Genomic DNA, 13,341 nt, shown 5'->3' with positions numbered 1-13,341 from the left:
CCGGGGAAGGAATGCAAGAGTTTTTACCGTATTCCCTGTGGTGCACTTGTGCCCTTCATGCAGTGCGGAGAACGCCGCAGCGGGATGCGGCGTTCCCTTGTTCCCGGAGTTACGGCTTCGGCATGGAAATGCTGATCTTGTGTTCCCGGCTGTTGCCGCGGAGTTCCGGAGCGTACATGGCTTCCAGAACGGCGGGGAGGGCGCTGAACCTGCCCGGGCGTTCGGCGCGGAGGCGGTGGCTGATCTGGTATTCGCCCATCGGCAGGGAGGAGAGGAAGACGCGTATTTCCTCGTCGCCTATTTCCTTGTAGCCGGAGACGGTGCCCATCCAGGCGTATCCGCTGACGATATCCTGGGATTCGCAGCCAGCCGGCTTCGGGTCACTCAGCATCAGGTATTCCACGTCGTTTTTCGTTTTTACGCTCATCACCACTTCAATGATGTCTCCGCTGGCAATGGTGTCTCCGTCTTTCAGCAGCGTGCGGCGGGTCTGGTCGCGCCCGCGGGAGACGAGTTCTCCGGCGTCCGTCTGCGTATCCTTTACGGAGTCTTCCTTTACCGTTTCTTTTTCAATGCGGTAGTAGGAACGTTCCACAGTGACGGCGTTTCCTGCGGCGGGGATGGGGTCTTCCAGGGAGAAATAGCTGAGCGTGGAGCCGGCATAGATGTTGCCGTTCCCCTTTTTCCTGCGGATGGTGATGCGGTGCTGGCCGTCCGTCAGGTCCTTGCCGCTCATGCTCCATTCGTTGTCGAAGGTGAAGAGGGTTTCCTTGGTACTGGAAATGGTTTTCACCGGAACGCCGTCATAGAGGATTTCCGCCTCCATGTCTTCCATGCCTTCCCGGGTCTGGAAGAGATAGGCCGACAGGGCTTCCAGGCAGTCTGCCGTATCCTTCGTGGAATCCCAGTAGGAGCCGTTGGCGCGGTTGTTGAGCAGCCATTTGGCAAGGCGGGACGTGACTGGGTTTTTGGGATCGCTCTTGGCCATCAGTTTCAGGTAAGCCGCCTGGGTGGCTACATTGCTGCCGTACCAGCGCCACCAGTAGCCCTGGTTGGGGAGGCGGAGCCATGCGGTTTGCAGGGAGTCGTCCTGCTGAAGGAACTGGGAGATGACGGGCATGACTTCCTTGAAGTCGTCCATGCGGTGGGCGTCCAGCAGGATTTCCGCAAGCTGGATCTGGCTGATGACCGGGAGTTCCAGCCTGTCGCGGAACAGGTAGCGTTCCATTTGGAGGTCCCGGACGCCGTTTTCCGCAAGCACGGAATAAATCAGCACGTCTGACGCGGAGGCCGTCAGGCGGTAGTCTCCAAGTTTGCGGATGGCCTTTTGTTTTGCCGGGCCGTCAGGCTGTTTTTCCAGTTTCCGGTAGGCGTCCCCCTTGACGAGCAGAGCCAGCTGCCTGTTCTGGTGGCCGGTCAGCCATGACACGGCGCGGAGCAGCATGTTTCCCGGTATCTTGGCCGTGCTTCCGGCAATCTTGAGGCCGTGGACGACGTGGGCGGTCATCACCGGGTCTCCCTGGTCCGCTCCGCCGAACCATCCCCAGGAACCGTTGGAAAGCTGTTTTTCCCGGAGGTCACGGATGCCCTTTTCCGCCATGGCCTTCAGTTTGCGTTCGCTGTATACGGGATTGCGTTCCAGACGTTTCATGACTTTGTCGTAGAACGCCTTGTCCCTGATGGTCTGCGGATCCAGGTTGCGGTGGCTTTCCAGCGCCTGGCCGGGGTCCAGGCCCAGCTGCTTGAGCGTGTCCGCCACGATGACGGCGGGCAGGAAGCGGTTGAGTGTCTGCTCCACACAGCCGTAGGGGTATTCCGCCAGATAGGGCAGCGCTTCCACCATGCTCAGGGCGATGCTGGGGGAGACCTTCACGACGAGCCTGCTTTCCTCCCTGCGCCTTTGCTGCGGAAGGTTGATGGTGAGCTGCCGTTCCCGATCCTCGGGCAGCAGGACAGTACTGTCCGCGTGCAGTTGCTTCATGCCATGCACCAGCACGGGGAAATCCATCTGCATGGCGTCCCCCAGGGAGCTTGCGGCCGCTTCCATGGCAACGGTTGCGGTTCCCTCCCTGCGGGCCGTGGTCCACCAGTTCACGGTCACCTGCCCCTGGGCGGGAACGGTTACTTCCCTTATGGCGGCGTTGTCCGTTCCGGCAGCCAATCCGTTCAGGGCGGGGGAATTGCCGGGCATCAGGCTCAGGCAGTCGTTTTTCAGGGTGATGGAAATGCGGGCCTGCACGTCCTTGTCCGTCCGGTTGCGGACGATGGCACTGAGCATGACGATGTCCTTTTCCACGAAGAAGCGGGGCGCCTGCATGCTGACCATGAAGTCCTTCGTCGTCAGGAATTCCGCGGAAGCCTGCCCTACCTGCAGGGCGGAGGTGACCACCCAGGCAGCCGCCTTCCACGTGGTCAGGTTGTCCGGCATGTCCACCGGAACGGCGACCATTCCTTCTTCGTCCGTTGCGAGCGTGCCGCACCACTTGATGCTGTCCGCAAAGTTGGTGCGCAGTTGAATCGCGGGGGAGGAATCCTGCTGTCCGGCTGCCGCCTCCTCTCCTCCAAAGGCATCCGCCATTCCTGCTTCACCCATTGCCGCCATGGCTGGCGCTGCAAGAGGAGATGATGCGGACTCTGCCAGCATTACCGATCGTTTGCTTATGGCAAAATCTCCCGATCTGTTTCCTCCGGTAACGAAGCCGGTGACACGGCCTCTAAATGGTGTGGGCAGATCCGGTCTGAGGAGAAATTGGAAGTAGGGCTGGTTCGGACCTTTCTGCGTTGCCGCCCTTCTGTTTTGCATGGCGCTGAGATTGACGAAACTGGTTTCATTCAACCTTCCCCACGTGGTTTTGGCGATGTCGGAGACGTTGGGCCGGGCAATGTATTCCAGCGCCTTGTCATAGACTGCCAGCGTGACAATGCCGTTTTTCACGGGGGTTTCATCCGGCCCCTTGACCTGTACGGTCACACGGCCCTTTTCGCCCGGCTGGTACCGGGGCTTGGACGGAGAGACGGCAGTCTCCAGCATCTGGCTGGCCGGCGGCAGGAGCAATTCCGCGGATGCCTGGTGCAGTTCCCCGTTCCGTACGGTGAAGGCGTTGACGCCCATGTTGGGCATGTCTTCCCTGGTCAGGGGGCATTCCACCAGGGCCGTCTGCCTGTCCAGCGCGACCAGGCGGCGGGATTCGTTTTTCCATGAGTTGCGCAGGAAGGTCCAGACATGGGCGTTCGGATAGTCGGACGCAATGAGGAGGCTGGCTGTTTCTCCGGGGGCATACTCGTTTTTGTCCGGAGTGATGGACAGGGGATTGATTTTAAAAGGATGCCGTTCACCCTTGCCGTAGGAGAGAAATTGGTGGGAGCCTTCCACCTTGCTGCCCTGGCTGTCCTCCAGCGTTGTTTGCAGGAGGTATAAGCCGGAATCTTCTGTCTGGAAAGTAAGGGAAGCCGTGCCTTCTTCATTGGTCGCCACGTTCCATTCCGCCAGGGGCTGGCGGCTGGAATCCTCATGGATACGGTACAATACCGACTTTCCCTTCGCTTTCCCTATCTTGACACCGTCCGCCGTGGCTGCCGTGATGGTGGCCCGGACCGGAACCCCCGCGGGGGCGTATCCCCGGTTCAGGGCGGTAAAGATGTTGAACGGGCGGCAAGTGGCGATCACCTGGCCGGAAGCGGAAACTTCCCTCAGGGAGGCGTCCGTGACGCTGACGGAAACACGGTAGGTTATGTCCTGGGAGGCGAAGTCCCTGGCATCCTGCTCTGTGGACAGTTCCACGGAGGCCTTGCCCTCCTTGTCCAGGGGAATGGTTTTTTCCAGAACCGTGAGGGGAGGATCGGGCGTGAAATAGATGTAATAGGGGCTGGACTCCCTGGAATACAGCCAGCTCCATTTCCAGTAGGGGGTCCAGACATCCGCTCCCAGGGTACGGGTGATGGTGATGGTGGCTTTTCCTTCGTTCACCGGGCCTCCCGCATAATAGTCCGCCTGGACGGAAACGGGGATGGGCTGTCCCAGCCTGAGGGGCTTGTCCGGGGCGTCCATTTTGACGGTGAATTCCGGCTTCTTGTATTCTTCCATCCGGAACAGGGGGGCGTACAGGGTACGGTCCGACTCTCTGAAATCCAGTGTTACCCTGTATTGGCCCAGAGGCGCTCCGTTGGGAATGAGCAGTTCCAGGTCAAAGCCGCCCGTGGCGTCCGTGGTGACTGTTTGTTTCGGGAAAATTCCCTTGTCCCCGGTGGGACCGAGGATCGTCAGCGTCAATTTTTTTCCGGCACAGTCTTTTGTACCGGGATTGGCGAAGTCCGGACGGAACAGGACCCCTCTGAACCGGGCCGTCTGGCCCGGCCGGTAAACGGGCTGGCTTTCCAGGAAGAAACAGCCATAGGAGTTGGAGGCCTTGTTGTTCAGGGACATTCGGGATTCACCGGAGTACCAAACATTCCTTTCTCCTGTTACTGTGTAGCTGTCTCCATGTGTGGCGATGCCCAGAAAATTATAGTAGGTGGAAGAATTGCTGTCGTTCGGAGGCAGTGTTTCTATCAGAACACCGTTTTTGTCCGTGGTGCCCTTCACTTGTTTTGTTTGAAGTGTTTTGTCCTTCCTGTAGCGCAGCAGGCTGATTTTGCCGCCTTCCACGGGAGCTCCTGTTTTGGCTTCCGCCAGGAACCAGAGATTGCCTTCCGGAATGGAACGGCGAATCAGCACCAGATCGGACAGGGAGAGGAGGCGGTGGAACTGATAGCCGTTGTTCAGCGTGACGGTCAGGAGGTACCAGCCCGGCTGGGTGGCGGGGATGGGTAGCTGGGCGATTCGGTTCAGGTGCTGGTTTCCGGGGTCCAGACTGATGCTTTTCCCCTTGATTTCCTTTCCCAGGTAACGGGCGGCTGATTTGTCCCTCAGAAGATTGGAAAGAAGGGTATTGAAATTGGAATATTTTTTTTCATATTTTTTCCCCAGTTTTTTTGAGGCAAGAAGAGTGTTCATGCGCTCCTCCTGCCACAGCCTGACATTGACGGGACGTGCCGTGATGGAGGCGCTGGCGGCGTTCCGGTAAATGAACGCCATGGAGACGGACTCTCCGGAAAGCAGCGTTCTTGCGTCCTCCTCAAATGCTCCGTTGGGTTCCGTAATGGAGGCAATTTCCGCTTGAAGAAAATCGGTAGCGTCATCCGTATATGTCACTGTAGTCTCCGCATTTTCCTCCGCCGGTTTGGCGTTGCCGCATTTGTGATGCGCCTGAAGCATGTCCTTGTAGATTTGCAGGGTCTTTTTCAGAACATCGGCGGCTGCCGGGCGCTGGTTGCGCGCCAGAAATTCTCCACTGATGAGTTTTGTGGCCTCCAGGTAGGGTTCTGCAGGGTAGGGTGAAGGAGTCACCCGGGATGCAATCCGGATGAAGTCGTAATCCGGAGGCAGCGTGATGAGCATGAATTTGCCCTTGTCCGTCCGGTCCGTTCTGACGACGGTCTGGTCCGTTTTCAAATCCGCGGGGTTGATGCCCTCCACCGAGCCTGCATTGCCCGGACCGTACACGAATTCCTGGTACGGCTCCGTATTCGCGTAGGAAAGCAGGTTACGGCACCAGGATGCCGTAAACAGATTGACCTCGTTTGCCAATTCCGGGTTCGCCCGGACGGCGGCGTCCAGCAGCCAGCGTACGCGTTCGCCGTCGTTCCCCGCCGTATCCCAGGATGAGGAGGCGTGGTAGAAAACGATTTCCGGTTTTCCCGTAGCCGGATCCACGGCAACGGGCAGCGTGGAAATGTTGCGTAGTTCGGAGGCTTCCTGGTTGGAAACGTAGCCCGGGAGTTTATCAAGTCCGGTCAGATTGGCCAGGGCCGCATAAGTCTGGAATGAGGGGGAAGAACGGTAATCATCATAGTTCTTCAGGAATGCCTTCGCCATCATGAACCGTGCGAGGCCGAGCAGTTTCATGTCCTTGTTCCGTTCCGCGATGTTCATTGCCTTCAAAAGGCAGCGCAGGGCTTCCACCTTGTCCCTCTTTTGTCCGGAATATTCGCCCTCCCAGGACCGGTTGACTCGGATGTACTTGCCGTCCGCCAGCTTGAACGTGTGGCTGGCCGTCTGATACAATTCGGCGGCGGCCATCAGGAACCACGGGTTTTCTCCATGGCGTTTCATTTGTTCCTGAAGAATGGTGTCCAGATTCGTGGAATCGTTCAGGGCGTTCAAATTTTGGAGGGCTCGGTAGTAAAGGGCCAGATCCTTCCCGCTGTATTGGTCATCGTATTCGTTAAGCTGTTTCAGGGCCTGTTCCGCGGCCTGCTTGAAGAGCCTTTTATCCAGAAGTTTGTCCATGTCCTTGATGGACTGCTCCCGTTGCTCCGGAGCGGAGGCAGGAACGGCTGCCGTACACGGCACTCCGGAAACCAGAAAAGCCGCCGCCAAAAGAAGAGCGGAAAAGATTTTGTTCATTCCACCACATTACCTGACAAAAAGAGTTTGGCAAGTTACAAGTAGGTTACAAAATGGGGAAAGATGACGCGGGACGGAGGGAGGACACATATTCATGAAAGGCTGACTGTCAACATGCAGCCCTGTTTCATTCCAGATGATTGATGGGTGACTGCATGCTCCGGACGGTATCTTCCCTGTCTTTCCTTTTTCCGGTCATGCTTCGGTTTCCGCACTGCCGGCGTGAGGTGCGCTGTGGCGGATGGGGCCGCAGGCTTTCCGGCGGAGCAGGGCCAGAGCCGCTTCCCTGTACCGTTCTTTTCGGGCGGCCGGCAATCAGTTCCCGCCATTGCGGCAGGCCAGCCGGTAGATGTTTCGGACGTCTTCCGCATCCAGCCTTTCCAGTCCTCCGACGGGGCCGCGTACGCTGATGGCCTGTTCCGCCATCAGCGGAAAATCTTCAGGCCGGATTCCCAGTTCCTCCATGGATGTGGGCAGCCCCAGTTCCCTGTAAAATCCTTCCAGTCTGGCGATGCCTTCCCGGATGATGGTTTCCGTCTCCCGGCAGGAGCCTTCCACGCGCATCACGTTGAGGGAAAATTGAAGGAACATGTCCCGGTGCCGGGGGGAAACGTACTTCATCCATGCGGGCGTGACGACGGCCAGGCCCGCTCCGTGGTCCACATGGTACAGGGCGCTGAGTTCGTGTTCCATGGCGTGGCAGGCCCAGTCCTGCTCCCGGCCCACGCCCAGCAGGTTGTTATGGGCGATGTTGCCGGAGAAGGCTATTTCCGCCCAGGCATCGTAATCATGCAGGTTGCCGTTTAGGATGCGGGCGTTTCTCATGATGGTGCGCAGGGTGGCCTCGCACAGGCCGTCGGAAAGGTCCGTATGGAGGGTCCGGGTGAAATAGCGCTCGAAAATGTGGCTCATCATGTCGCTTACGCCGTTGGCCATCTGGCGGTGGGGAAGGGTGAAGAACAGCTCCGGATTGATGATGCTGAACACGGGCCGCAGGGCGGGAGCCCCGTAGCCCAGCTTTCTCCTGGTTTCTTCATTCGTGATGACCGTGTTGGGGCTGCTTTCGCTGCCGGCGGCGGGGATGGTCAGCACCGTGGCGACGGGCAGCGGTTCAAAATCCGGCTGTTTTTTGGAAAGGTACAGGTCCCAGACGTCTCCGCCGTAAGGAACGCCCAGAGCGATTGCCTTGGAGGAATCAATCACGCTGCCTCCTCCCACGGCCAGCACCATGCCCAGGCCGTGTTCCCGGCACAGGCGGATGCCTTCGTACACCAGGGGCAGCGTGGGGTTGGGCTGAACGCCGCCAAGTTCCTCATATTCCACGCCTGCGGCTTTCAGGGATGCCGTAATGGAGTCATACAGGCCGGAGCGCCTGATGCTGCCGCCTCCGTAATGGAGCAGGATTTTTTTGCCGAACGGTTTCAGGAGCCTGCCTGCCTCATGCTGGGTTCCTTTTCCGAAAATGAGCGTCGTCTTGTTGTCATAAATGAAATTGAGCATGGCGGAACAGGGGGGATGATGAACCAACGCTACGTCTCTTCCATTCCCGGCTCAAGGCTTTTGTGCGCCCCGTTGCGTTGCGGGCGGGGCGTCCGCCTTCTTTGCCGGAAAATGTTTTCCCAAATACCGTTCCAGTTCCCTTCTGTCCTTCCGGAGTTGTTCCAGTTCTTCGGAACCTTCCTGAAAATAGTCCGTTCTTACCCATCTCCGGAACCGGTAAATATCCGTCAGAATGCCTGATATTCCGGGTGCAAGGGAATCAGGATCATCATCCGGTCCTTGTCCGGGACCTTCCTCCGGGTTTTCCTGAATCAGCCCCTCCTTCCCTAGATCCGTACGGAAAAGCATGTCCGGGAAGGTCTCCTGGAGTTTTTTCCCGCTCCTGGACCGGGCAAGCAGGCGGAGATAGGTTTTCAACTCCTTTTCCGCGGCAGGTTCCAGCTTCAAAAAGAAACGCTGGACCCTCATTCCCGTCCCGTCCCACCACAACTCATAAGGCGACATGGACGGGGGATTGTCCATCCGGCTGAAATCGTGCATACGGTAAAAGGGCAGTCCGAGCTCTGTGGTGGCTACATGCAAAAAGCCCTGGTGGATAAATGCGCCGCAGCATGGTCCTTCCGGATAAACGTGCATCCAGGCCGCGGCGTCCTCCGGAGTATTGGGAAACAGGTCTTTCCACACCGGATTCCTTGAGAGGGGAAGAGCCATGCATTCTTTAATGGTATCTTCCTTCAGGCTCTTGCCATGGCGCAAAGGGGGATTTTTCCCTTCCCATAACTCGTATCCATCGTCCGGAAAGGGAGGGAAAAAATTGGTCATCAACTCCGAAATGGATATTCCATGCGGCGGTGCTTTTTTCATTTCAGCAGCAGTGCTGCGGGCATCAGCACACAGCTTCATCAGCATGCGCTGCGTACCGGGCGTGAAATCATTCATGCTTGCCGCATCAAAAAGGATGCGGAAAATGTGGAACATCTGGCGTTTCAGAGGGAGCGTGCGGCGGGAAAACTGCAATTCCGTGGCCACCAGTCCTGGAGTTGCAGAATAATAGCACCATCCCTGGTCGCAGCTTTCAAAAGCTTCCACAGGCAGGTCAAGGACGGCAGTTTCCAGGCATTCCTTCCAGGTCGTTTTAAGTTCCTGCGCCAGAGCGGGCGGCAGGACGGCAACGCCGCGGAGGACGTAATTCCTGCTGTATTCCTGCTGGAGCCGACGTGCGATATCATCATACATCCTGGCTTCCACCAGATCGAGATATGGATGAAGCCAGGATGGGAAAGTTTCACTGGGGAAACAGGCCGGAAGATGGTCTCTGAGGATAGTGATCCACCTGCCTTTCCACAAGGGAGCGCTGTTGACATAATATGGAATGTTGGTTCCTTGAGCCGTCACAGCCCAGTAGAGTTTGTTTCCCCGGAGCGCAATGGAGGATTCCGGCTCCTGGAAGACGGAATAGGTGGCGGCCAGCTCATAATCTGAAGCGGCTTCCGGCAAAAGCGTGTGCAAAAAGGGAAGGGGGATGCGTTTGCTTTCCCAATAGAGGTGGTAGGGATAGTATTTGAAATTTTCCAGTTTTGCTCCCGTCTGGTCAGGGGTGAAGGGAGGATGGTAGGTGGCGCGTATGGCGGCGCGCGCATCGGGGAAAGTGGCATAGCCACAGGCACAGCATCCCGTGAAAGAGTACAGAAGAGACAGAAAACAGGCAGCGGAGAGAAACCTCATGAAAACCAAACTAGAAAAATAACCGTTCAAAATCAAGGTTCATGGCGCAATCGTGCCGCTTTTTGCTTGAGCCCCGGAATTTTCCCGTTTATTGTCCTGCACGGACAATGTCCGGTCCCCGTAGTTCAATGGATAGAACGGGTCTCTCCTAAAGACTAGATGTAGGTTCGATTCCTACCGGGGACGCCACTTATAAAGCTTATAAGTTAAGGTATTATATAGATTTTTTTGTTTTGCAGCCTTGTTTGAAAGGCGTTAAAAGCCTGGGAAAGCATGCTAGAGCGGGAGGAAAACGGCCCTACTTTAACACCACCATGTTTGTTGCAGTGGCGGAAACCGCAGGAGAAAAGGGTCATTACCAGAATTACGAATAGCTGGCAGAAGAGCTGGAAAGTATGAAGACTTCTCGTAATTCTTGTAGACTTCGTAGATCATTAGGTCGTACAACACACCTATGCAGAGGGTATGTGAAAGGTATAACACACCCGGCAGTGGCAAAGTTTTTTATACTCGCGATTCATCGGAAGAAGTCGTCGGAATTGCAGATGAGAGGATAGGCTTAAGGCTCCAAAAACCGAAATTAGGTCTATAAATCGCACAATTTTAATGTTTAAAGAAAATTGGGTGAAACAAACTACTGAGTCATCAAACATTCTTTTTCCATCGAATGGACTTTTTACGGGAACCTGACTAGTACAAACAAGAATTTTGCATTTATTGTAAATTTCCACCAAAAAATAGATAATATTTATATCGATAGTGGTAAGATGCTTAGTGTAAAAATTATATTCTTATTTTAATATAGAAAAAATTCACTATGTTTTGTAAATAAACAGAAATTTTCAAATAAATTTTATTGGTGCGGAATTTGATATAATGATATTGGGAAAACGATCATGGAAGATACCTACTTTTCGTTTCATTCATCAATTTTAACTCTTTAATGTCTTATGAATACTCCCATTAATTCTCCCAAAGGCAACCCAACCGGTGCAGTGGCCCAGCGAGATGAACGACGACCGCTATTATAATCCTACAGACGGCAGGTGGATCAACAGGGAGCCCATGCTGAAGAGGGGGATGGGATTTGTACGGGTTCGTGAGAAACAATTTAAATGTTGATAACCTCGGGTTATTATCCGATGATAGTAGCGGCACAGTCATTCCGACACAGAAACAGAAGGTAATTGTATTGGAATTGCATGTGGAACGACAAAACCATTGTCTCCCGATCCAGAAAAGATACCTAAAAATGTAGATTTAAACACATTTCTTGATGTCATTCGAGAAGTTCTTATGGGAGATTGTACTCGAATGGAGAAAAACAGTACACAAAATGAAACTCAATGCCAGGAATGTGAAAGAGAAATCATTTGCTTAGCATACTTTTATCACGAAGCAGAGCAAATTGGTATGGAAGTTCATTGCGTAGGACGTACAATTCCATTAGTAATTTCAAAAAAATACCTCCTTTTGAATCTAAATTAGGAGTAGATGGAAATCGTGTCACAGGTATAACCAACCAACGTCCAAAACCATATGATCAAGTATATTATTAAACCAGGGATGGATAAAATATACTTCCAAGATGGAAAAATGTCAGGACAATGGAGAACATATTATTGTAAAGAAAAAAAGGAGGAGTGACAAGATGAATACAATGATAATAATTTTAAGTTTATTGTGTATAGATTCTATTAAAGATAAGGGAGTTTCCAATAAAATGGGAAAATATATGAATACTGTAGAAAATTCTCAACATGATAAAATAGTAAAATCTTTGTCAATATTTATAAAATGTAATTTAGATAATAGATTATCAGTTAATATACAAGAGATTATTACTTTAAGGGATTTTTTAAAAGATAAAAATTTAGAAACCTTCGATTGGAAATCTATTTTACCGCCATTAAATTAACTATTAAAAGAAAAATAATTTCTATTCGAGTGGAATCCAAGAAAGTGTATTTGATAAGATTCCAAACTAAAGCGAGAGCAACTGGATGATTGATTAGCTTCACAACCGGGACGGAAGCATGGTGGTGGAATAATGCGGCTACGGCTACCAGGGACGAAGGCATATGAGAAAGTTACCATCAATGGGACAGTCACCAGCCATGAACACTATCTGTACCGCGGCTATTCGTAAATGACGGCATTGGATATGCTCAATAGCTGAAACGTGCTTCGGATACTTTTGTGGGATTCCTTGGAACCGGTAGCCACTCTCCCCCGGCCTTGAAGTAGGACAATGCCCTGTACTGCTACGGCATGGATTTCAACAAGAACGGGACGAAGTCTTTGACGCTCATGGAACGATCATAGCAGCTTATGACTACTCACCTTATGGGGCCGTGACCGGCACGGGAGAGCTTGCTCAGTCGGTGCAGGGGGCCAGAGCGATGAGCAATGAAGAACTGGCCCCCGTTTATTACATTATCGATACTCTAGTCCTGTAGACGGCAGACGGATCAACAAGGGGGCTATCTACGAACTGAGTGAATGGAATTCGTATGACTCTGTGAATAATAGAATTATATGGATAACCGCGATCGTAGGAATTCTAGTTCTAAAATTATCATTGTCGTTCCTGATTCAGGAGATAAGGTTGGCAAAGGATGTAGAAAGTGGAATTTATTCTTGTAACAACCTCTTATACAGTTATTATAGACTATGGTGAGCCTCAGTTCAGAACGTGCAAAACCAGGCGGGCAGAACGATTTGCTCTGAATAAGCCGTGAAATTTTAATATTATTGTTCCATTATGAAGTCATTTTTTATTTTATTTTTAGTTGTTTTTTTTGGCAGCATTACAAATGGTAAAATGCCAAATAAGGAGTATAGAGAATTTGACCTGTATACAGAGTCGTCATTTTATAAAGATGGGAAAAAATTTCAAGTTACAGAGTTATCTCTAAAGCAAAGTAATGAGCTGAGGGATATTTTGAGTAAATATAATTTGTTTGTGGAAGGAAAAACGGAAAGCACTTTTCCTTTTATAGGTACATTGGCTATATTCTACGTTACGATAGATAAAAAGCCCTATTTGTTGTGTATGATAAATAATACAAATCATATTTTTGCAGAAAAAGAAGTTGGGCGGCAGGAGTATCACAAAAAGTTATTTTGGATACAAGAAGTAGATGGAAATGACAATAATATGGAACAGCCGGAAATTAGGATATTTGAATCAGCAGCATTATATTTGGAGTTGGAGAAATTCTTGGAAAGGGCTGCATCTCCCGTCATGAAAAAAGACTGATGAGAGCCCTAACGTCGCCGCCTCCTGCACTCTGAACATAAAGCCAACGCCGTCTGACGCCCAAGGTATTGTTACCACAGGCAATATCTGTGGAAGTTGAGATGCGGACAAATGACTTGGCTGGGATAAGCCGGTGTGATGGCATGCAGCCATAGATAGTGCAAATACTGACTCCGCCTTGTCCAGTTTACAGGATATGAACACCTTTATGACTGAAATAAGAAACGAGAAGGAATGGCCATCCAGTGCGATACGGAAGAAAAGTTCATTTACGAAGATGATGAAGTTTTAATGAAGCATGCAATTTACAGAACGAACAGGAAAAGATTCTGGAAGTTTTATAGGATGTCATGGCTGCCGGGGACGCCTTTGCATGTTGGAAAGGGTTGATCTTTTTTCTTGCCTGTTT

5 protein-coding genes and 1 tRNA gene are annotated in these 13,341 nt (G+C 52.4%); 3 read left to right on the top strand and 3 right to left on the bottom strand.

All coding sequences use genetic code 11. From position 1 onward, the window contains the following. Positions 1-109: 109 nt before the first annotated feature. The 3 genes from OQH67_RS00935 to OQH67_RS00925 all read right to left on the bottom strand — a co-directional run bounded on the left by OQH67_RS00935 (position 110) and on the right by OQH67_RS00925 (position 9,670). Positions 110-6,445, bottom strand: a complete 6,336-nt coding sequence (locus tag OQH67_RS00935) for an alpha-2-macroglobulin family protein (RefSeq protein WP_215434944.1) — start codon at positions 6,443-6,445, stop codon at positions 110-112. 315 nt (positions 6,446-6,760) lie between these two features. Then, entirely contained in the window at positions 6,761-7,945 is a 1,185-nt protein-coding gene (locus tag OQH67_RS00930) for an iron-containing alcohol dehydrogenase (protein ID WP_215434945.1), read from the bottom strand. A 51-nt stretch (positions 7,946-7,996) separates the two neighbouring features. Continuing rightward, positions 7,997-9,670 carry a hypothetical protein gene (locus tag OQH67_RS00925; RefSeq protein ID WP_215434946.1) on the bottom strand — a complete coding sequence of 558 codons (1,674 nt, stop codon included), beginning with the start codon at positions 9,668-9,670 and terminating at the stop codon, positions 7,997-7,999. Between the two features lie 114 nt (positions 9,671-9,784). Here OQH67_RS00925 and OQH67_RS00920 point away from each other — a divergent pair. From OQH67_RS00920 to OQH67_RS00910, 3 genes are all read left to right on the top strand, one after another. After that, positions 9,785-9,859: transfer RNA gene (locus OQH67_RS00920), tRNA-Arg, on the top strand. A gap of 1,462 nt (positions 9,860-11,321) precedes the next feature. Further along, positions 11,322-11,588, top strand: coding sequence for a hypothetical protein (locus OQH67_RS00915; RefSeq protein WP_215458826.1), 267 nt, complete (start codon positions 11,322-11,324; stop codon positions 11,586-11,588). A gap of 846 nt (positions 11,589-12,434) precedes the next feature. Then, complete coding sequence (locus tag OQH67_RS00910; protein ID WP_215434948.1) at positions 12,435-12,932, top strand: hypothetical protein; 498 nt, start codon at positions 12,435-12,437, stop codon at positions 12,930-12,932. Positions 12,933-13,341: the final 409 nt, after the last annotated feature.

The sequence above is a fragment of the Akkermansia biwaensis genome, assembly GCF_026072915.1.
Classification (GTDB): Bacteria; Verrucomicrobiota; Verrucomicrobiia; order Verrucomicrobiales; family Akkermansiaceae; genus Akkermansia; species Akkermansia biwaensis.
Note: the sequence above shows the minus strand (reverse complement) of the source record. Positions and strands in the feature narration are given on the sequence as shown.